The 22,416-nt window shown below is 35.7% G+C and carries 18 protein-coding genes; 7 read left to right on the forward strand and 11 right to left on the reverse strand.

The window, feature by feature from the left end; all coding sequences use genetic code 11:
- Positions 1–10: 10 nt before the first annotated feature.
- From NSA01_RS06295 to NSA01_RS06305, 3 genes are all read right to left on the reverse strand, one after another.
- Positions 11–370 carry a hypothetical protein gene (locus NSA01_RS06295; protein ID WP_257480645.1) on the reverse strand — a complete coding sequence of 120 codons (360 nt, stop codon included), beginning with the start codon at positions 368–370 and terminating at the stop codon, positions 11–13.
- Positions 371–570: 200 nt separating this feature from the next.
- Positions 571–1,869: an acetyl-CoA hydrolase/transferase family protein gene (locus NSA01_RS06300; protein WP_257480646.1), complete on the reverse strand. Its 1,299-nt coding sequence runs from the start codon at positions 1,867–1,869 to the stop codon at positions 571–573.
- Between the two features lie 93 nt (positions 1,870–1,962).
- The gene (locus NSA01_RS06305) at positions 1,963–3,411 is read right to left on the reverse strand and encodes a 4-hydroxyphenylacetate 3-hydroxylase family protein (RefSeq protein WP_257480647.1); all 1,449 of its coding nucleotides are present in this window, start codon (positions 3,409–3,411) and stop codon (positions 1,963–1,965) included.
- Positions 3,412–3,672: 261 nt separating this feature from the next.
- On the opposite strand from NSA01_RS06305, the gene NSA01_RS06310 reads away from it, so the two are divergent.
- Together NSA01_RS06310 and NSA01_RS06315 are read left to right on the forward strand one after the other, a co-directional pair.
- Complete coding sequence (locus tag NSA01_RS06310) at positions 3,673–3,972, forward strand: hypothetical protein (protein ID WP_257480664.1); 300 nt, start codon at positions 3,673–3,675, stop codon at positions 3,970–3,972.
- Between the two features lie 113 nt (positions 3,973–4,085).
- Positions 4,086–7,235, forward strand: a complete 3,150-nt coding sequence (locus tag NSA01_RS06315) for a leucine-rich repeat protein (RefSeq protein ID WP_257480648.1) — start codon at positions 4,086–4,088, stop codon at positions 7,233–7,235.
- Between the two features lie 139 nt (positions 7,236–7,374).
- Here NSA01_RS06315 and NSA01_RS06320 read toward each other — a convergent pair whose 3' ends face one another.
- Together NSA01_RS06320 and mtaB are read right to left on the reverse strand one after the other, a co-directional pair.
- A complete protein-coding gene (locus NSA01_RS06320) occupies positions 7,375–8,247 on the reverse strand; it encodes a PHP domain-containing protein (protein WP_257480649.1) in 873 nt (290 codons plus the stop codon).
- Complete coding sequence (gene mtaB / locus NSA01_RS06325) at positions 8,244–9,527, reverse strand: tRNA (N(6)-L-threonylcarbamoyladenosine(37)-C(2))-methylthiotransferase MtaB (protein ID WP_257480650.1); 1,284 nt, start codon at positions 9,525–9,527, stop codon at positions 8,244–8,246. The genes NSA01_RS06320 and mtaB overlap by 4 nt, the downstream gene beginning before the upstream one ends.
- A gap of 206 nt (positions 9,528–9,733) precedes the next feature.
- Between mtaB and NSA01_RS06330 the strand changes: the two genes are divergently transcribed.
- Positions 9,734–10,768 (forward strand): alcohol dehydrogenase catalytic domain-containing protein, encoded by a 1,035-nt coding sequence (locus NSA01_RS06330; RefSeq protein ID WP_257480665.1) that lies wholly within the window; start codon positions 9,734–9,736, stop codon positions 10,766–10,768.
- A gap of 51 nt (positions 10,769–10,819) precedes the next feature.
- Here the strand turns inward: NSA01_RS06330 and NSA01_RS06335 are convergent, their stop codons facing one another.
- Positions 10,820–11,245 (reverse strand): DUF1492 domain-containing protein, encoded by a 426-nt coding sequence (locus NSA01_RS06335; protein ID WP_257480651.1) that lies wholly within the window; start codon positions 11,243–11,245, stop codon positions 10,820–10,822.
- Positions 11,246–11,730: 485 nt separating this feature from the next.
- Between NSA01_RS06335 and NSA01_RS06340 the strand changes: the two genes are divergently transcribed.
- From NSA01_RS06340 to NSA01_RS06350, 3 genes are read left to right on the forward strand one after another with little or no spacing between them, the layout of a single operon-like run.
- Entirely contained in the window at positions 11,731–11,859 is a 129-nt protein-coding gene (locus NSA01_RS06340) for a hypothetical protein (RefSeq protein WP_257480652.1), read from the forward strand.
- A 2-nt stretch (positions 11,860–11,861) separates the two neighbouring features.
- A complete protein-coding gene (locus NSA01_RS06345; protein WP_257480653.1) occupies positions 11,862–12,236 on the forward strand; it encodes a hypothetical protein in 375 nt (124 codons plus the stop codon).
- Positions 12,237–12,587 carry a hypothetical protein gene (locus NSA01_RS06350; RefSeq protein ID WP_257480654.1) on the forward strand — a complete coding sequence of 117 codons (351 nt, stop codon included), beginning with the start codon at positions 12,237–12,239 and terminating at the stop codon, positions 12,585–12,587.
- Between the two features lie 291 nt (positions 12,588–12,878).
- Here NSA01_RS06350 and NSA01_RS06355 read toward each other — a convergent pair whose 3' ends face one another.
- The 4 genes from NSA01_RS06355 to NSA01_RS06370 form a co-directional block, all read right to left on the reverse strand.
- The gene (locus NSA01_RS06355; RefSeq protein ID WP_007049778.1) at positions 12,879–13,451 is read right to left on the reverse strand and encodes a manganese catalase family protein; all 573 of its coding nucleotides are present in this window, start codon (positions 13,449–13,451) and stop codon (positions 12,879–12,881) included.
- Positions 13,451–13,792, reverse strand: coding sequence for a spore coat protein CotJB (locus NSA01_RS06360; protein WP_257480655.1), 342 nt, complete (start codon positions 13,790–13,792; stop codon positions 13,451–13,453). The genes NSA01_RS06355 and NSA01_RS06360 overlap by 1 nt, the downstream gene beginning before the upstream one ends.
- Entirely contained in the window at positions 13,783–13,977 is a 195-nt protein-coding gene (locus tag NSA01_RS06365) for a spore coat associated protein CotJA (protein ID WP_039945047.1), read from the reverse strand. Before NSA01_RS06365 ends, NSA01_RS06360 begins: the two co-directional genes overlap by 10 nt.
- 705 nt (positions 13,978–14,682) lie before the next feature.
- Positions 14,683–15,243 (reverse strand): YdeI/OmpD-associated family protein, encoded by a 561-nt coding sequence (locus tag NSA01_RS06370; RefSeq protein WP_257480656.1) that lies wholly within the window; start codon positions 15,241–15,243, stop codon positions 14,683–14,685.
- A gap of 736 nt (positions 15,244–15,979) precedes the next feature.
- On the opposite strand from NSA01_RS06370, the gene NSA01_RS06375 reads away from it, so the two are divergent.
- Entirely contained in the window at positions 15,980–21,604 is a 5,625-nt protein-coding gene (locus NSA01_RS06375) for an Ig-like domain-containing protein (protein WP_257480658.1), read from the forward strand.
- A 29-nt stretch (positions 21,605–21,633) separates the two neighbouring features.
- On the opposite strand, the gene NSA01_RS06380 is transcribed toward NSA01_RS06375, so the two are convergent.
- The gene (locus NSA01_RS06380; protein ID WP_257480659.1) at positions 21,634–22,086 is read right to left on the reverse strand and encodes a hypothetical protein; all 453 of its coding nucleotides are present in this window, start codon (positions 22,084–22,086) and stop codon (positions 21,634–21,636) included.
- Positions 22,087–22,416 lie beyond the last annotated feature (330 nt).

Genomic DNA, 22,416 nt, shown 5'->3' on the forward strand with positions numbered 1-22,416 from the left:
CTTTTTATATTTATATAATTTTTGTTACTATGTATCCTTCATCGGTTATAATTTTTTTTATAATTGGTTCGTCAATCTCTTCTTTCATTAAGATATCTATTGAATTATTATAAAGATTCGCCTTAGCCCATATACCATCCATTTCATTAAATTTATTTTCGAGTCTAATTGCATCATTTCTGCAAGATATACTTTTAATTTTAATAAGCCTTTCGTATTTATAATTATTTTTATTTTTATCTTTTACTTCTACTTTTTCTATCATCTCATACTTGTTATCAGTACATTCTGATGTAAGTTTTATTGCGTAATTTTTTATAAATACTATACCTGATAGTATTAAAATAACGAATATAATAAATCGTATCATTGATAATTACCTTACCTTTTTATCCATTTATTAATATAATATGGATAAATTATAATTTTTGTTATAGTTTTATATATACTTAAATATTATTATAGAAGTAAATAATATTTGGTATTATTAATGTAATTGAATTCCTTCCAATGTAATTTGTCAATAAAATAAAGCACCTACTTTACGTCGGTACTTTATTTTATATAATATTAGAAGTTTTCTTTAAATCTTTTTGCAAATTCAATTATTAATTCATCCCTAAAATTAGGGTCTGCGATATTTATAAGTCTTCTTGCTCTTTCTTTTAATGTTTGTCCTTTTAAATGTGCTATACCATGTTCTGTAACGATATAATCGACATCTGTTCTTGAGGTCGTTACCGCACTTCCTTCTGTAAGGAATGGAACTATTTTGGATATAGTCCCTTTTTTGGCAGTAGAAGGGAATGCCAGTATTGATTTCCCGCCTTTTGAAAAAGCTGCACCTCTTATGAAGTCTACTTGTCCGCCTATACCGCTGAATTGTTTAAGTCCCATTGCTTCCGCACAGACTTGTCCCATTAAATCTACTTGAAGAGCAGAGTTAACAGAAACCATATTATCATTTTGACCTATTACTATAGGATTATTTACATATTCGATATCCATCATGCTTATGGCCGGATTGTCATGGACAAATTCGTATAGTTTTTGTGTTCCCATTAAAAATGCAACGACCATTTTTCCTTTATGTAAATTTTTCTTTTTACAGTTTATTACTCCCATTTCATATAGTTCCATGACTCCGTCAGAAATCATTTCCGAATGAATTCCGAGGTCTTTTTTATGAGTAAGAAATTTTAGTACCGCATCCGGTATTGCCCCTATACCGAGCTGAAGTGTATCACCGTCATTTATAAGTTTCGCACAGTTCTCACCGATTTTCATTTCCACATCCGTAATTTTAGGATTTGGAAGTTCGGGAACTTGTTCATCGTGTTCGACTATTACATCAATGTCATTTATATGTATAAACCCGTCTCCAAGGGTTCTCGGCATTTTTTTATTTACTTGTGCAATTACAAGTTTAGCGGCTTCTGCTGCCGGTTTTGTATAGTCACATGAAGTTCCAAGACTGCAAAATCCGTTTTCATCGGGAGGGGATACCGTAACCAAGGCTACATCAATAGGTAAGCTTGTTCTAAATAACTGAGGTATTTGATAAAAGAAACATGGAGTAAAATCTCCTCTTCCTTCATATACTGCATCTCTTGTATTCCCCCCTAGAAAAAAAGCATTTAGTCTGAAGTGTTCTTTCATTTCTTCCTTTGCATATAGAGAATGTCCCATAGGAACCAGCTGAACGATCTCTACGTCTTTATAATCTTTGTGATGTTCAACCATTTTATCCACTACGTAAACAGGCTCTCCGACTGCATGGGCAATCACTACTCTATTTCCGGATTTTATAAATTTAACAGCTTCATCTCCGCTTTTGATTTTAGAGTTATATATTTGTTTTAAATCCATTTTTCTCTCCTTAATAAAAATATTGCACTGCTTTGATATAAGATATCGAGGTTAAATAAATCAAAGCAGTGCCCATTTAAAGAAAAGTTAGCTTTATTCCTTAATTCCTGCTATATCTTTTGCAAGTTCTTTTTTCATATTCATATTGCCCTGTCTTGCAATCATTATTCTCTGAGCTTGTGGTGAACCTGCACCATGAAGCGATTCTGTTCTGTATCCGACTGCTGCTGTACCTAATGTTAAGTTTTCGATTAATCTTAATATTCTTAGTCTGTTTTCTGTAGATACACTTGATACTCCCTTGAAATACTTTTCAACATATTTTCCTACTTCAGGAGATTTTAAATCTTTTTCTGAAGGCGCTGTAACCATGATACCTCCGGCAATATCTTCTGCAAGTCTTGCGATTTCGTAAGGAAATCTTGTTACATTTTGTTTACATACATTTGCAAGAAGTAAATCTATGATGTAATTCCCCGATTTAGTTTCCTGTCCTTCGGATGAGCAAGCAATACCGCAGCAATAAAGAGTTTCATTAAGATGAGTCATTTCTATTAATTTATCTTTGATGTGTGATGCTCTTGCGGCTCCGTTATAATCTGCTACAAGTGCAGATGCACCGATCAATACATCGCCAACACCAACTTTACATCCGCCGTAAGATTGTCTGTGATATCCTGCAAATCTTTCTACAAGCATTCCTGAAAAGTCATATTCACCGTTCATGAATATCCTGTCATTTGGAACAAATACATCATCAAATATTACAAGCGCTTCCATTCCGCCGTATTCTACATTACCGACATCTATATCTGAATCTTCCAATTTTCTTGTATCACAAGATTGTCTTCCTATTACCATTAAAATACCTTTTGTATCTGTAGGTACTGCGAAAGAAACCGCATAATCTTTATCATTTTCTCCCATACTGACTGTTGGCATTACAAGTACTTCATGCGAATTTATAATCCCTGTTTGATGTGCTTTTGCTCCTCTTACAACAATACCGTCTTCTCTTCTTTCTACTACTCTTAAATATAAATCAGGATCTTCCTGTGCTGAAGGTGCCAATCCTCTGTCTCCTTTAGGGTCTGTCATAGCTCCGTCAATTACGAGGTCTTCATCCTGACAATATTTCATAAACTTTTTAAAGTTTTCATGATAATGTGTTCCGTATGCTTCATCTGTTTCATAAGTCGTACTGTAGACAGCATTAAAAGCGTCCATTCCTACACATCTTTGAAAACAAGATGCAGTCTTTTGTCCGCATAGGCGCTGCATTTTAACCTTTTTAACTAGGTCATCGGCACTTCTATGTATATTTGTAAATCTGTTTATCTTTCTTCCGTCATCTAAAGTAACTGTCATTAAGTCTTCATATTCAGGCATTAATGCTAAATCATATGTAGCTCTTACAGAGTTAAGTGATGGTCTGAGTATTGGATTGTCTACCGGGTTTTCAACTTTTTTACCGAACATATAAACTTGTAAATTTAATTTCCTTATACTTTCTATATATTCTTTTCCTGTCATTAGTGGCATAATATTTACCTTCTTTCTTTTTTATTTGGGGTAGGTTGGTTTTATTTTTCTATAAATATATACAGCAAAACTCGTGCCAAGTAAACATTTAAGGTAAATAAAAGGTTTTGAAAAGTTTTAGTGTGGAAATATCTTGTTTTGTTGTCATATTTCATTGCAATAATGCAACAATCTGTTAAGGCTGTTTATAATTAATTTAAGTTATTGATTGTATTTTAAAAATATTTATGTTCAATTATATTAAATTCTGATTAATAACATATAGTCGCAGATGTAGAGGTGAATAAGGGAAATAAAGACAAGGTAAGCGTTGTAGCAAAAGACAGCATATCTACCCTGATGAATAAGAACGAAAATAAGGAATATAAATCCGATGTAAAGCTTGACAGTAAAAAGATAAACGCTCCCGTTAAAAAGGGAGATAAGCTAGGGACGGTCACTGTAAGCGACGGCGATAAAGTCATAGGCACTTCGGATTTGATTGCGAGCGAAGATATCCAAAGAGTCGGGGCATTTGACTTTATAGGAAATACTTTCAAGCAGTTTGTTATGATGAGATAAAGATATCAAAAGGTATCCTTTTTTATTATCTAATCCTACTTAATCTTGTATAATATTACTTTTGGATGTGTAATAAATATAAAGACAAAACTTATATTAAAGGGGAAATCAAGATGAAGAAGAAGTTGATTTTGTTGCTATTGATGATTTTTTCAATTTTATCAATAAGTACATTTGCCTTTGCGGCAGAGAGTGGAGAGGATGTAAGCAGTCCGGAGGACTTTACATACGTTGAAAATGATGATGGTACCGTAGGAATAAACGAGTATCATGGGACGTCATTGAATGTCGTTATACCCGATACTTATCACGGGAAAAATGTAACTATTGTTGCACAGGATACATTTTTAAATAAAAAGGATATAGAAAGCGTAGTATGGTCGAATAATGTTGACTGTGTCGATGGGTATATATTTAAGGATTGTAAAAAGTTAACAAAAGTCGTTTTGACTTCAAGTGTTAAGACTATTAATGTAGGAGCATTTCAAAATTGTACGAGCCTTACGGATATAACTATTCCGGAAGGGCTTACAGATATTGGGCAAAGAGCTTTTTATATGTGTAATAATCTTGATAATGTCATACTTCCAAATACTGTATCATCAATAGGGGACGAAGCTTTCACTGCATGCTGGGAACTCAAAAATATAACGCTGAGTTATAATTTGAAATTTATCGGTGAGAGTGCTTTTTCAAATTGCCGATCTATAAATAGTTTAACATTGCCTGATGGATTAGAAGAGCTTGGAAAGAAGGCTTTTTATAATAGTTCAAATTTAAGGGAAATAAATATACCGGTTCATCTGATAACTTTGGGTGAAAACGCATTTATGTATACCGATTTACAAAATTTAATTGTTCCCTCTGATTGTGCTAATTTCTCAAAAGACAATTCGATTTTATTCAGTAAGGATAAAACTAATCTTATTTTAGTTTTAAATGATGCACAATTAGGTGATTATCAAGTTCCGGAAAGTGTTAGGGTAATATCTCCGAGAGCATTTGCGGGAAATACTTCTCTTACGAGTATTAAAATCCCTCAAACCGTTACATCAATAGGTTTTTATTGCTTTACGGACTGTACAAATTTAGTAAGTGCGGATTTTCTTGGGGCATCTGTAGAAATACCTCAGGGAGCTTTTGATGGTTGTTCAAAGTTAACAGATATAAAATCATCTGAGGGGATTAGTTCGATCGGGATGAATGCTTTTACTGACTGTATCAGTTTGAAAGGTATTGATTTAGGGGATAATTTGAAAAAAATAGGTTTGAAAGCTTTTGAGAATTGTATCGGTATGGATGAATTTATAATTCCAAAAAATGTTACTTCTATTGAGCATAATATTTTTACAACTGTAAAAGAAGGCTTTAAATTATATAATAATTCATCAGAAAGTATGGTTCTTAATAATCCTATAGAATTATATTCATTATTTGATTTGACCGTTGATAATCCCGAAAATGGAGATTATGAAGTCAAAGGAAATATAATTGAGCATAATGGGAATAAGTATATTAAAAGTGCGGATGAAGTCACAGTTTCCGTAACTCCCAAAGCTTCTTTCATTCCGGTGATGAAATATAACAATACAAGAGTTGATTCTCCGTATACATTTGTTATGCCGAATAATGCCGTTTCATTATCTATAGCATTTAATGAATGCAGCGAACATGATTTTAATGATTTGGAAATCGTAAGGGAAGCGACATGTACCGAAGAGGGGGAGAAAAGAGTAATATGTAAAATTTGTGAAGGAACATTTAATATTGCTATTCCTGCACTTGGTCACGATTATTCCACCGAGTTTACAATAGATAAAGATCCTACTTGTACTGTTCCCGGTGAGAAATCAAAGCATTGTAAGAGATGTGACGCGAAGAGTGAAATTACAGAAGTATCTGTGATTGCCCATGATTATTCCTCAGAATTTATAGTAGATAAAGAACCTACATGCACAGACGAAGGAGAAAAATCAAAATACTGTACAAGATGTGATGAAAGAGGTGAAATAACTTCCGTCCCTGCACTTGGTCACGATTATTCCGCTGACTTCAAAATAGATAAAGAACCGACATGTACGTTAAAGGGAGAAAAATCGAAGTACTGTATAAGATGTGATGAAAGAAGTAAAATAACTCCCGTACCGGCTTTGGGACATGAATACTCCAAGGAATATACAACGGATAAAGAAGCTACATGTGTCGAAGAGGGGCTTAAATCGAGACACTGCATAAGATGTGATGCATTTACGGATCAAGTCAAGATAACCGCTACGGGAAATCATAAATATGACAGCGGAGTCATAACTACGCCTGCGACTTGTACGAAAAAAGGAGAAAAGACTTATACGTGTTCGGTATGCAAAAGGACGAAGACCGAAGAAATCGGTAAGACGCCTCATGATTATGCTAAATATAAAGTCATAAAACCAACCTGTACAAGCGAGGGATATACTCAGTATAAGTGTAAAGACTGCGGGGATATCAATTATGATGATTATACCGACATGATAGACCATGATTATATCTATCAAGGTATTTACGATTATCCGACTTGTACTATGGAAGGCAGCAATTTATTTGAATGTTCACAGTGCGGGAAATTAGGCTACACCGTTATAAAACCTCTGGGACATAAATACGTATTGTTTACCACAATCAAACCTACAATATATCAGGAAGGCTTCGGGACTTATATATGTGCCAACGATGCAAGACATAGATATGATTACGTGATACCTAAGTTAAAAGGGGTTTCCCTAGTGAGGCTGAATTCATCGGGTAAGACTATGGTAATGGGCGGAAGTTATTACCTTAAAGCAAGCGTTTATCCCGCAAATGCATCAAACAGAAGTGTAAGCTGGAAGAGTTCAAATACGAAGGTGGCGACTGTAAATGCTTCGGGAAAGGTGTACTTTAAATCTCCGGGCAAGGCTTATATTTATGCCACCGCAAAGGACGGCAGCAGGAAGTCTGCAAAAGCTACCGTAAAGGTTCTACCTAAGAAAGTTTCAAAAATAAAACTTAAAGCAGGTAAAAAGAAAGTCACGATATCCATTGCTAAAACGGGAGGAGCCAAACATTATGAAATCTACCGTTCCACGAAGAAGAACAAAGGATTTAAGAAAATTAAAAAGACCGCTTCCAGAAAATATGTAAATAAAAAGCTCAAGTCAAAGAAAGTTTATTATTATAAAGTAAGAGCAGTGTACGGAAGTTATAAAGGAAGCTACAGTAAAGTATATAAGGTAAAAGTAAAATAATAAAAAACACCCTTTGGGGTGTTTTTTATTTGTATGTTGTTTGAAAGTTTCATGGAGACTATCATGCTGTGGTGAGGTGGTTTTGGGGCGCGGAATCTCGCGAAGCGAGGCGTAGTGCCCCGAGGCGGGGAGTATCAAATTACAAATTCCTTGAATATTTATATATCCCTTCTATTGCCTGTTCATTATTATCCGTCTGCACACAGCCCAGCTTGTTTTTAGGCTTGAAACTTCCGTGGAAGTCGCTTCCGCAGGTATAGAATAGTCCGTTATCAACGGCGTATTTTCTGTACATTTCGCTTTGTTCTTCTGTGTGGGATGTATAGTAGGCTTCCACTCCTTTTATCCCATACTCTTTGAGTTCATCTAAGATATGTATTTCGTCTTTTATATCCACTCCCGGGTGAGCTATGACCGGAACTCCTCCCGCATTTATTATCACTTTTATAAGGTGTTCGCTTGAGGGCATATAGGTCGGAGCGTATAATTCTTTTCCCACTCCGAAGGCTTCTCTTGAAAGGGTGATGATACTGTCGATATCGTCTGTAAGACCGTGTACCAGTCTATGATTTCTGTTTTCTTCTTCAATGAGTATTGCATGTATATAAGCCGAAAGCAGAGGTATATCTCCCGTAGCGTAGTCGAATACTTCTTTTTCTTCTATTTTAAGTCCTTTGCTTCTTATTAGGTCTATTTGTTTTTTTACGCCTTCTTTTCTGCCTTTCCAAATCTTTGCTATTTCTTCATTCAGTGCTTCGTCTTTTATATCTATACCATACCCCAGCATATGAAGGAGTTTGCCCTTATGAGAGACGAATATTTCCGCTGCGGGTATGACCGTGATGTCTTTGTATTTTGCGTAGTCGAGAGCATTTTGTACGTTATCTATGCTTTCGTGGTCCGCAATGGCTATGTATTTAAGATCTTCTTTTATTGACATATCTATTATGTCACTTACACTTACTTCCCCGTCGGAGCTGGCATTTGAATGAATGTGCAAATCTACTTTCATATTATTTCACCCCTTAAATGTGTCGGTGTTTTTTCTGTTATTCTGACATCGACTATTTTATTGAATATATCTTTATCGCTTTTTACTTCCACATATATGTAGTTTTCGCTGTAGCCCTCGTACATATCATCATTGAGCTTCTTTTCTATAAGTACTTTTTCTCTTTTTCCTATCATATCATCAAGGAAGTCTTCTCTTTTGTTTTCCATTACTTCTTTAAGTTCTTTTGCCCTTTTGGACTTGACTTCTTTTGTGATTTGATTGTTCATTTCGCTTGCGGGCGTACCGTGCTTTGGAGAATAAGGGAAAATATGTACATACGAAAAGCCGACCTTATCGGTAAACTCTTTTGTTATTTCAAAATCTTCGTCTGTTTCGTTCGGGAAGCCCACTATTATATCCGTGGTTATCCCCGGATCATCGAAGTATTTTCTTACTCTCTGTACTATTTCCATATACTCTTCTGTTGTATATTTTCTGTTCATTTCCTTTAAAGTCTTATCACAGCCGCTTTGGAGGGATATATGAAAATGAGGGCAGAATGATTTAAGCTTACTGAGCCTATTTAGGAATGTATCCGTTAGCAGTTTAGGCTCCAAGGACCCCAGCCTTATTCTGTCTATTTTATTTTCTTTATCTATAAGTTCCAACAGGTCTATCAGGTTCTCTCCCGTATCCGCTTTATACGAAGCTACGTGTATTCCCGTTATCACTACTTCTCTGTACCCCTTTTTGCTTAAAGCGTCGATTTGCGACAGTACCTTTTCCACACTTGCATTTTTAAGGACACCTCTGGCATAGGGGATGATACAGTATGTGCAAAACATGTTGCAGCCGTCCTGTACCTTTATGAATGCTCTGCTTTTACCGTCGTATGTGGTGATACCGACTTTATCGAATTCTCTGCTGTCTTCTTCCAGATTATATACTTTACTTTGTTTTTCTTTGAACTGATTTATGTAGTCGATTATTTTTTCTCTTTTATGCGTACCGCAGACTATATCCGCACTGTCTACCTTCTTTGCTTCTTCGAAGTTACTCTCGGCGAAGCAGCCTGTCAGTACCGTTATGGCATTTTCGTTTTGTTTTTTAAGTCTTCTTACTATCTGCTTGCTTTTTCTTTCGCTTTCGTTTGTTACCGCACAGGTATTTATAATATAAACATCAGCCTTTTCATGGGCATCTACTATTTCGTATCCGTTTGTCTTAAATAATTCGATCATCGTTTGAGTGTCGTAGCTGTTTACTCTGCACCCAAGTGTATAAAACGCTGCTTTCAATTATTTTCTCCTTTAAAGTGATTTTATTTATTATATCATAAAATGACCTTGATTGTAATATATATTAATTGTCCATGTGTGACATTTGTAATATTTTTAAGTAAAATATTATTACAAAAGAGTAGAAATTTGTTGATTATTTTGATATTAGTGATATAATGAAATTAATCAATAAACGTATATGAAGGAGAAAAATGATGAGCAAAATGAAAAGAGCGGTTTTATACGACCCTGAAGACTTAAGAATCGAAGAAGCCGAAATCCCCGTACCGGGACCGGGTGATGTAGTTATCAAGAACGAAGTATCACTTACATGCGGAACTGACGTTAAGAGTTATAAGAGGGGTTATCCTCTAATGACACCTCCGTTCCCTTTGGGGCACGAAGCCAGCGGTACCGTTTATGCGGTAGGCGAAGGTGTGACCAAATTCAAAGTGGGAGACAGAGTAGTATCTCACAACTCTGCACCTTGTCATGAATGTTATTACTGTAAAAAAGGACTTCATTCAATGTGTGAAGATCTCATAATCAACAACAGTAAAAACGGTGCATATGCACAGTATCAGCTTATTCCATCAAGGATAGTAAAACAAAACATGTTCCATATCCCCGAAGATATGAGCTACAAACAAGCGGCACTCTTAGAACCATTCTCATGTGCGGTTTACGGTACTGCAAATGTTCCCGTGGAACAAGGGGATTATGTAGTAGTAAACGGCTGCGGTCCTATCGGACTTATGTTCATAAGACTTCTTTATTTAAAGGGAGCCAGAGTAATCGCATGTGATATGAGCGAAAAGAGACTTGAGACAGCTAAGAAGCTCGGTGCGTATGATTTGGTAGATATAAGCAAAGTAGATGACCAAATAGAAGCGGTAAAGGCTCTTACTCCCGAAGGAAGAGGCGTTGACGTTGCTGTGGAAGCTACGGGGCTTGCAAAAGTTTGGGAACTTACTACGCAAATGGCAAGACCGGGCGGATTTGTTCTTTGCTTCGGCGGAACAAAAGCAGGAGATACCGTTACTATAGATACAAAATTACTTCACTACAGTCAAATCACGATAAAAGGTGTTTTCCATACTACACCTCTATACGTAAACCAAGCATTTGAACTATTAAAAATGCATGCTATAGATGAAAAAGATTTTATTCAAAACGAATATAAACTTGATGATGTTGAAAAGGCTCTTATAGAGCATTCAAAAGGCGGAGTTATCAAAAACTTCATTACATATAATTAAAGCCTATTTGTTTCTTTTAAAAGACCTCGGTTATTTCCGAGGTCTTTTTTATTATATTTGTTTTTTATATGAGAACATCTTCTCCAGTTCCTTGAGTGATTTTTTATGATGAGTATAAACTGTTTGGTAAGTCATGGATAAATCCTCTGAAATTTTTGTCCATGACTCGTAGCTCAGATAATGTTTCTTCATTATCAGCTTATCGAGCTCGTTTTCGAGGCTGTCTATCAAATCGCAGACGTCCAGTTTATGTTTATACAATGTGTTTACTTCGTTTATAAGTCTGTCACGATATATAAATAGATTTATAAGCTGGTCCTTTTGTGTAAATCCTCTTAGGTTTTTATTTGTATTTTCGCTAAATAAAAGTGGGGAAAGCCTATCAATATACATCTCGCATTCTTCTAGTTGATTTCTGGTAAAACTGATTTTTTCATTCATTAGATAAGGTTTTGATAGTTCTTTCTTTATATTCATGGTTTTCCTCCTTAATTTGGTATGGGTATGTATAACTACAAATCAAATAAAAGGAACTTAGATTAAATCCTATTTAAACTTAAATAAGTCCCGGAAAATTTATGTAAAATTTTCTAGATTATGGTAGCATATTTGTAACCTAAAAATATATAAAGTTTAGAAAAAAAATGAATTTTGTCAATTTTTGTTTAATCTTATATTAAAAAAAGATTTGTTATTGTGAAATTATTTTTAAATAATTTATTCATTTTAAGTTTTTATTATGTTTGTGTGAGTTTTGAATTGAAAAGTTAAAAGGTTTTAATCTGTGCCGTAATAGAGAAAAGGATTTTTATTTGAATATTTGAACGAGTTAATCTTGAGAGTATTATAGGGCAGTGTCCGATATTTGACTTACTTAGCAAATGATGATAAGTACTATAGAGGAGTAGACAGCAGATATGGGAATACTTGGCACTTAAAAAAAATTAAAAGACGGAAGGCAGATGTGGACAGAAAGTAGAAGCGGAAAATTAAATGATGGTGGGATTAATAAATCTCCTCGAAATTGGGATCCTGAAACAGGTTATAAGAAAAATTTACCATTAAGAAAAAATAGAAAAAGAGGTAAGTAATAATGAATACTTTTGAAATATATACTCAGATGTTTTATGCACTAAATGATGAATGGCATCATAACCATAATGAAGCGTTGGAAAATTATTTGGGTTTATTAAATCCAGTTACAAGAGATGGAAATGACTCTTCCGATCCGTCACTATATTTTACATTTAAAATGGCATATAGGGATTATGGAAGCGATAAGGATTACGGATATTATTTTGTTAAGGAATTTTTAAAGAGATTAGGAAAATCATTTTTAATAAATGCGTTTAATAATATGGAAAAGGAAGATTGGATAGGGTTTTTCGAAGATTATTTGAATGAAGAACATAAAGGCAGTGATATCCCCGAGCATAGCATAAACAATATGCTAAAAAAAGAAAGTTAGATGAACAGTTTTGAAATGTTTGTTTTGATGTACTATTTTGTAGATTATATGACTATGGGAAGATACGACGATATCATTCTCGACTATTTGGGAGACTGTAATCCTTATTTGTTTTTGGATAACGGTTCTGCAGACCCTGCAGTCTACAGCGATTTTAAAAAAGCATATGAAGGATGTGAAGATAAGGGAAAGTTTGGGTATAATGTAATAATGTCATATGACGAGGATATAGAAGAATATTATCAAAATGATATAAAGCCTATAATAAAGAGTATAAAAAAAGAAGACTGGATATACTGGGCTATAGATTATCTTTCTTATCCGCATAAGGGGATGGATATTGAGAAGTAAGATATATATGACTAGGTTTTATAAAGAAGATTATCATGATTTAAATTCAAAGGAGATGTTTTTTGTCTCCTTTTTATGTAAAAATTTTAAAGAATGTTTTTTGTTACTTAACAGTTTTTGTATAAGATATGAGTTTTTTATGGTAGTGTTAATATTATCAGTATATTGGGTAAAAAAAGAAAAGTTTCTAAAGTTATTCATTTTGTTAAAATGAAAAATATAAAATGTTAAATGATTTTCAATAAAAAAGACCCGCCTAAAGGCGAGCCTTTTTATTTAGTTTACTAATAACTAAAATACTTTCTTTCTTGCTTTGTCTTCCTGAACAAGTCTTAGGACTTCGCCGAAACGCTGAAAATGAACTACTTCTCTTTCTCTTAAAAATCTTAGAGTATTTTTAAGAAGAGGATCGTCTGTCATTTTGATTAGGTTTTCGTAAGTTATCCTTGCTTTTTGTTCCGCGTCCATATCTTCGTACATATCGACTTCTGCGTCTCCCTTTGAGCCGATATATGCAGCCGTCCAAGGAACACCGTCCACATTTAAATAGAATGGGTTGCAGCCGTGTTCTATATTGTAACCTGCAAGACCGCTTTCGATAAGTTCGTCTTTTGTTGCACCTTCTACAAGCTTAGAGAATATGGTACCTATCATTTCAAGATGTCCCAGTTCTTCGCTTCCGATATCGGTTAGTATAGCCGTACCTTCTTTTAAAGGCATGTTAAATCTTTGAGTAAGATATCTCAGAGATGCACCTAGTTCTCCGTCCGGTCCGCCGTATTGAGTTAGGACGTTTTTAGCCATTTTTAAGTCTTTTCCCGATACTTCAACGGGATGCTGTAACATTTTTTTATAAACCCACATTATTTATCTTCCTCCCAATCCATATTTTGAGCGGCCCAAGGACCTTCTATATAGTGCCAAAATCCTGTTGATATACCTGTGTTATCGATAGGATTGTTGAATTTTTCATAAGCTTCGTTAGCTTCTTTTAGTTTCTTTGAATATTCGTTGTGTCTGTCTAAAACCACAGTATCGTTTGGATGAGTATCCAAGTATAATGCGGTATCCTGTGCTGCGAAAGTATACATCTTTATATCGTGATAAATTTCCTGCATTGTTTTATTGTTTACAGAGTTGTTGTTATCTTCAATAATGTCGTTGTCAGTTGGACCTGAACAACCGCATCCTAAATCTATTTGCATATTACGTCACTCCCTTTTACATTTCCTTCAAATGGTGAATATAAAGCTTCAAACATTGTTCCGTGTCTCATTAGTCCTTCATGTGCAGAGTACATATCCGTATTCATTTGAAACGGTACATATGCATTCGCTACCTTTGGAACTAAAGGCATGTATGGAACTAATGGTTTATAATTATTTGCCAATTAAATAAGCCTCCCTTGTTAGATTCTTTTCACTATTAATATATTCCAAAATCTAAAAAGGGTTACAAATAGGTGAAAAAGTATTAAAAAGGTAAAAATTAAAATTAAAGGCAGGATACTGTAGAATGATGATTTTTGATGTAAGTAAAAGAATAAAATATAGTTATTTATAGAGTTATTAAAGTGTTTATATCAAAGGTAAATTTTATTGATTATATTATAAATGTTTTGTTTGTTAGGTCTTTTAAAAGGCGCCGGTAAAAAAAGGTTTCGGTAAAAAAAGATAACAAACTTTTTCTTGTGGAAATCTTGTTTAAAAAGGGTATTTTCTTCTTGTTATTTAGGTCGGGAGAAGAAGGCTTCGGTAATATACCAAGACAAGGTTAGCGGTTTTATAGATATCTTATATCAAGTCAGAGGCTAACATACGAAAGGATTTTTGCCATGGAGGGTATCGGTAATTATAATTTTAAGTCTCTCTTTATCCTCGGCGTTTCGTTTATTATAATAAATGAAAAATAAAATAAGCTTTGCGGTAATCATATACTTATGAAATCATCATAAATAATAATGATTTAAAATAAATATATCCGATACATATTGTTTACTTATATAAGTAAAGGGGACATATGTACTTATAAATCCCTTTGTATAGATATATACTTCGTAATATACAGCATTGGTCGGGGCGTAGAAAAAAGAAAATCACATGGGTTTTAAATTTTTATCAAGTCTTTCTATCATCCATGATAATCTCTTCTCTTTTCCTTTAGCTGTTTTTGTATCGAGATATGCACGGGTGTAAGTTTTCTTTACCGATTCGGACATGTTCATAAAATTTGAATAAGCGGTTTCGTGGTCTTTCAAGAGATAAGAAAGGCAGTCTACCTGCTCCTTTGTAATTGGAGGTGCTTTTGGCACGTCCCACTGTCCGTTTTGCTTTGCTTCTTCTATTTTCTTTCTTCCGTATTCGGTCATAAGCCCCTTTTGTTCAAGCTTTGCGGTAAGTTTTTTGTTCTTTTCGGACCACTTGCTTTTATTTCTTCTTAAAGAAAAATATTTTTTATAAGTTTTATCGTCAATGCTTTTCATTTGTCCGTCTATCCACCCGAAGCAAAGAGCTTCTTCCAGTGCCTCAGAGGCTTTTATGGTCTGGGGACCGCCCGATTTACCAAATAACAGCCAAACTCCCATATCCGACATATGGTTTTCACTCAGCCATTTTCTAAATTCCTCTCTGTTTGCAAATGTAAGTATTTCGCTCATTGAAGTTTTCCTTTCTTTGATGTTATTAAAATAAATAGGGGATATGTGTTTTCTTTTATCTTAAAGGGCAGAGGATAAAATGTCAAATAGATATGGATTTTTAGGGGCTTTTTTAGATAACACAGTGCTGAATAAAGGGATATATTCCTTTATTTTTTAGTATATCCCAAAGCAGATATCCGTTTTGTTATATATACACTGATATGGGTGATTTTGTATTTATAATGCAATTTAAATCACAGAAGAAAAATTGAAATAAACTTCTTATTGTTTGGAGGTTTCAGTTTGCTTGGTGATTTCGTTTGGGCTGAATTCAGATAAAGGATATGATTTGAATAAGAAGAAAATAAACCCTGTTTCTCTGATTTCTGTTCGGGGTTTTGTATACTTGGGTATAAAAGATAATTTTATTTGATTTATCGTCTTATTTTTATCATGTTCTTTTAATGTGATTTAAGTATATTTATTCGATTTAATTACCGCTCAAAGGGATAAAAAAGGATATATGATAAATTAAATGTCGTCTGTTTGTATTTTGATTATTTATTTATAAAAAGTAAACATATGTAAAAAGAAAGGAAAGGACAAAGAATACATAAAAAAGGAAGATAAAGTCATAAAAGGTAATATATGGGGACATATAATATTTGCAAAAAATGTATAATGGTTATATAATTATGTATATAACAGCGTTTTAAAAAGAAAATGTAACTTTATTGTTAAGGGGGGCTAATCTATGAAAGGTATGAAGAAATCAATATCGTTATTTTTGTGTTTTTTTCTTGTGGTAGGATATACGACGCCTATTTTTGCGGGGGAAAACAGAGGTGAGGATATAAGCGATTTTAAAAATGATACCGAGGCGGTACAACAAGAAGATGTGACTTTGAAGAATGAGGAGCAGAAAGAAGAAAACAACGCCGATATCAAGGGCGAAGAAGAAAACAAAGAGGTCACAAATGAAAAGAGCGGTGAAGAAGAAAAAAACGTTACAAAAGAGAAGAGCGTAAAGAGTACGGCGGATGTATCACAGAGTGCGGAAGTCATAATAAAATACTGGTATGACGATGATAAAGCCGGTGCTTCTTCCATAAATATGCCGGGGGAACAGGGCTATTTCGACAAGGGACATTTAAATCTCGATACTTCAAAAAAAATTATAAACTTTGAAATAGAAAAATTTGCGGGGCTTAATTACAGCAATGAGATATGTGAAGTAAGTGATTTCTCTAATGTGGAAATAAGCTTTCAGAATGCCATGGGAGTATTCGTTGTTGAACATACAGGGGCTGTATTTTCCATACCTGTAGAGTATCTTAATCAAAACAGAGACTCTTACGATAATCTAAGGCTCGTTGATACAAAAAGTTTCAGCGGTTATACCATGACAGCGTCTATTGATTTGGGGGAAGAAACTTCCAAGCCTATGGATTATTCAAAATACGCGGGTACGTATAAGGACGATAAAGGCAACAAGATAGTTATAAATAATGACGGAAAAGCGGTTATTGACGGTACTCAGGCAAGCGATAGTCATATCGAGCTGGAATATCTCATAAAGGACAATACTCTAAGTATCACGAGCCTTAAAGTATATACATATACGGACAATATATTATTCGATTATGATGATACGAACAATACACTTAGCTACATAAAAGTGACGAGCAACAACGGAGTGGGGAAAAACGTTCCTCAGTTTGTTTACGACAGTGAAAACAAACCTCTTAAAAAAGCTCAGAGCATAAGGGTATCTTCACTAAGCAGAGATTTTTATACCATATCCGAAGCGGTAAGTGCGGCGAATAACGGTGACACCGTGAGCGTTCCTTCAGAAACTTACAGCGAGACGATCAGCATAGATAAAAGCATAACCATAAAAGGAAGCGGAGAAGAGCCTTCAAAAGTTATGGGGAGAGTGCTTATAAGCGAAAGTGTCACTTTGGATAATGTTGACTTTGAATATGCAAGTGCGGATAAGACGGACAGAAGCGTCATAGTTATTTCGGGTAATGACGACATTACGGTGAATATAAAAAACTGCGGTCTTACACAAAAGGCAGGGGATAAAGGAGTAGATACTATACTTGTGGGTGAAGCCAAAGGTATCACTTTAAATATGGAAAATTCCAAAGTACAAGGTATCGGAAACGGTTCTCAGGCAATCACTTTTAAGGCGGACCATTCGGCTTTGAATTTGAATAAGTGCAGTGTGACCGCCGATGATACTTCTTCCTACGGAATAGCGGTGGCAAAGGGATATAATACTATAAATATAAAGAATTCCGATATATCTTCAGAAAAATACCACGCCGTGAGGCTTTCGGATACGAACAATACACTTACCGTGGATAATTCAAATATCAAAGGCTACGGGGCTATTTCTCTCTCCGCTTCAAGCAGCGGGGGAAAAGTGGCGGCAAAGAACGCGGTGATAACCATAAAGAACGGCAGCGTCCTAACGGGTATAGAAAATCCAGACGGATATGATTTTGCTGTCATAAGTTCCGAGTACACTTTGGAAGCGGGAGACAGCGAAGCCGCCGACAACGTTAAATTAACGATAACCGACAGCACGGTAAAAGCGGTTGATTCAAAAACTCAGGACGCGGGAAAAGAACACCTTATAATGCTTAAAGGGAAGAATAACGAAGTATATATTTCAAATTCTTCCATGCTTGCGGGCGAGGGAAAATATATCATTGTAAGCGGGAGCATAAGAGATATGAACTCTCTTAAGTTAAGCGGTAATTACTGGGGAAGCGAAAGCCCCGACTTTGCGGATAAGATAGAAATAGCGAATGCAGAAAATATAGATGTGGGCGGATATTACACAGATGAAAATCTGAAGATAAGCTCAGCGGATATAAATTCTATAAAACTAAATAAGAATAAACTTAACCTAAAAGAAGGAAAAAGCGAAAAGCTTGAATACACAGTGGACGCAAATCAGGATGCGGATTATCAGGTCACCTTTGAAAGCTCCGACGAAAGCGTAGCTGCGGTGGACGGTACGGGAAATGTAACCGCCGTTAAAGAGGGCAGTGCAAAGATAACCGCATGTGCGGTAAATAATCTTGACAGTACAAACAACAAATACGCTTCATGCGAAGTGAGCGTGATAAAAGACGACGGGAAGCTCGTTCCCCAAATATCCGGAAGCGTCCTATACGCCAACGGCAGCGACATAGAAATAAGAAAAAAAGCCGGAAGCGACAGCGGGGTAAGCGTATATTACAGTAACGGAAGCGAAAGCATTACATACGACAGGGACAACCTTACCGTTTACGGAGACGATAAAAATCACAGCGTGAAGAAAGCGTCCGTAACCATGTACAGCGGTACGGTAAGCAAGATTGTGGGGCTTAACGCTACGGGCAATGAGGCAGATGTGAATATAAATATCTTGGGAGGTAAAGTATCTTCCGAGCTTAGAGGAGCATGGCTTCAGTACGGGGATAAAGACAGAGGACCTTTAAGCGTAGGGAATATAAATATAAAGGTAAGCGGAGGTCAGATAGGCTCCGTATACGGTATTCAGGGACAGGGAGAAAACAAAGAGATAACAGCCAAGAGCGTGAATGTGGACGTCAGGTATGCAGAGGTGCTTACCAACGGACAGTACGGTATATATAACGGCGGTATCGTCAAAGGAAATCTCGTTATGAATTACCTCAACTGTGCAATGAAACCTACCAATACGACGAAGATATATGGTATTTACAATGTCACAAATCACAATAATGCATCCCAATCCGTTGGAGGGAATTTATCCGTAACTGTAAACAACTGCTCGGGAATGGAAAACGGAGAAATTTACGGAGCAAGCGATTATGCGGATATAAACGATATGACAGTTAATGTTACAAATACCGATGTAAATAAGATCTACGGAGGGGTCAGATACGTAAACGTAAAAAACAACTCGGTGATAAACGTCACAAATACAAAGTCCTCTATGATGAACGTACAGGGAGAATGTATACTGGCAAACGGAGAGTACAACTTCTTTAATAACGGAAGCCTTAACTTAAAGGGAGATATAACCTTCGGAGGATATGTCTACGGAGGAGGACAGGGCGGAAGCTTAGACTATTATAACGGAATGAAAGAAGAAGGCGGAAAAGTATACTTCACTTCATCTTCCGGAAGTAAAGACGAAATATCCAAGATAGGTAATTTCGATAATATTAATATAGATATAGACGGACCGACCTTTAAAAACTTGGTGGTATTCGGAAGCGGAGGATACACCAGTGTGGGAAATATCAAGGGTACGGTAAGGAATGCAAACTTCGATACGGGAGTGAACATTGGCTCTCAAAACGGATATACGAAGAAAGTGGACGTGGACTTTACGGATAATGTTTACTGCGCTGAAGAAATAGCTTTCCTTTGGAGAGGTTTTTACGACGATGTAGATTTTGATATGTCAAAGACTTGTAACGCAAAGATATTATACGTAGGTTCAGACCCTTCTCCAAGCGGAGAGGCTGTTATAAGGAACAGCGTAAATGTAAATATCGAAGCGGGGGCAAATGTTTATGAGCCAATCCTCGGACCTAGTATTGACAGGACGAAGAACGTAAATATAAATGCTGAGGGGATTGTATTTTCTCTAAAAGATATGCCTTTGAACGCAAGCGAGAACAAGACCGTTTATGAAATAAATAAGGAAAATGTTTGGAAGTTATATACGGGGCTTAAGATAGATGAAGGAGTAAGTCTAAACAGTAAGGGAAAAGTTTATATAGATGAAGAAGTAGACCTTGACGGTATATTGACAGCTTCAAAAGATGTGGTAAGCATAGAAGAAAGCGACGCAAATCTAAAGACCATATTCGATATTTCAGGTGACGGGATAGTCATGATAAAGAAGGCTGATTTAACGGGAATAAATAAAGACGGACTTGAACTAAACGATATGGGTACACTTCCTAACATGAGCGTTTCGACTGCCACTTATAACGGAAGCGTGTTCGGGTTAAATGAAAGAGAACTTCCGAAGGGTTACAGCGTCAAGTATTCCAACAAATCAAGCGTAAATCCTAAGGATTACTCTTTGGATATAATGAAGTTTCGAGATGTAGGGAAGCATAACGTTTATTATATGCTTATAAACGAAAACGGAGTGAGGGCTTTCAAAGTTTCGAGAGTTGATATCTTATCCGACATCGAAGAAGTTTCTCTAAGCGGAGGAAAAGTCACTTATCAGTATGACATATACACAGGGGACGTTACCGTAAAAGGAGTTAAGGGAAGTTTTACTTCAAAGGTGGAATTGCCTGAGAGCGTAAAAGTGGAATCCGTGGGAAGTAAGAAGATAACGAAGATAGGCAGAGAGGCATTTTATAAATGTCCGACCCTCAGCGGTGTTGTACTTCCGTCTACGGTCAGAGAAATAGAAGATTATGCATTCTTCGACTGCACGAAGCTCAGCGGTATATATATCCCTTCAAGCGTGAAAGAAGTCATAGGGGAAAATGTTTTCGGAACAAAATCTTCCGGCTTTACCATATATTCCACCAAAGGGTCTTATGCCGAAAGCTATGCAAAGGATAATGGATACAAATTCATAGAATGTACCAAACCTGTTATCACGACCAATGTAGTATCCAGCACTTATTACAAAAATCAGGCTGTTAAAGCTTTAAGCGTAAAGGCGAGCGGGGGAGATATAAAATATCAATGGTACAGCAATACCAAGAATTCCGTGAGCGGGGCAAAAGCCATAAAAGGAGCCATGACCGCTTCTTACAAGCCTTCCGCGAAAAAAGAAGGAACGACATATTACTTTGTAAAAGTACAAAATTACCTGGGAAATATTAACAGTAAAATAGCAAAAATAAGTGTAAAACCAAATATTGCGTCGGCAAAAATAAGCGGGATAAAGACAGCAGTGTATACCGGCAAGAAGATAGGTCAGAAACCCGTAATTAAAATAGGCAAGAAGACACTTAAGGTGAATAAAGACTATAAGCTTAGTTATCAGAATAACATCAAAGCGGGAAAAGCTTATGTCACGATTAGCGGGATAAACACTTACGCGGGAAGCGTAAAGAAAGGGTTTATAATTAAACCTAAAAAGGGAGCCATTTCAAAGGCTTCTTCCAAATCCAAATCCGTGACTCTTACTATAAAATCGCAGAAGAGTTCGGGAGTTACGAAATATCACGTGGCTTATAAGATAAAAGACAGCAATAAATACTACAAATATGTAACGACCAAGAATTTGAAATATACTATCAAAAAGCTTAAAAAGAATAAGATCTATTCATTAAGAGTAAGAGGAAGGATAGATGTGGGAAGCAAGGTTTATTACGGAGAGTGGAGCAAGATTAAGAATGTAAAGGTAAAATAAATAAAAGGACGCTTATGCGTCCTTTTTAGTTACATTTTTACAGCTGTTTCATACGATTTATCCTGTGTTACTTTATGGTCGGTTATCATCCATTTACCTTCTTTGAAACTGTATTTCATCTTTGCGATTTCCTTTGTTTTGAAAGTATCGTATACCAATTTCTTTCCTCCGATGCTTACATAATCTGTGAATTCTCTCTCGAAATAGCAATTTGCACCGATAAAGCTATGGATGACTTTAACATCGGATAATTTGAATTTTCTTTCTATATCCTTTGTTTTATTTTCTTTATTTCCCGCTGTTATCGGATTTGAAGAGTATTCTTCATTTGTTAACGATATATCGTAAGGATTTGTTTTGTCTTTGTTTATCTGTGAGGAATGTATAATGTCGGTAAGGGCAAGGGAGGGTATCATTGAGAAAAGAAAGTAAACAGCAATCATCAGACAAATCCCGCCTATCAAAATATTTTTTCTTTTCATTTTTCTATCTCCTTATTTATACTTCCTTTCTTACTATCATTATATTTTTTTACATTTTTTATACAATATACTTTGGTTAGTATTTACTAAAGTTTTACATCTTTTTTACAAAAGTGAGTTTAAGGGCTGTCCGCCCTTAAAAACCCGACGTTCTGCAAGGCTCCGCCTTACGATCCTAATAAGGGGCTCTGCCCCTTACACCCCGGCACCCTGCAAGGCTCCGCCTTACGATCCGCCCTTTTTTGTCCGAAGAAACAAAAAAGGGGTAAAAATTCTTTCACTCAAACGCCGTGATGGCTCTTAACGCGGTCGGATTTTGGGAAATTGTTA

The organism is Anaerofustis stercorihominis (genome assembly GCF_024623185.1).
In the GTDB taxonomy this organism is placed as follows: Bacteria; Bacillota; Clostridia; order Eubacteriales; family Anaerofustaceae; genus Anaerofustis.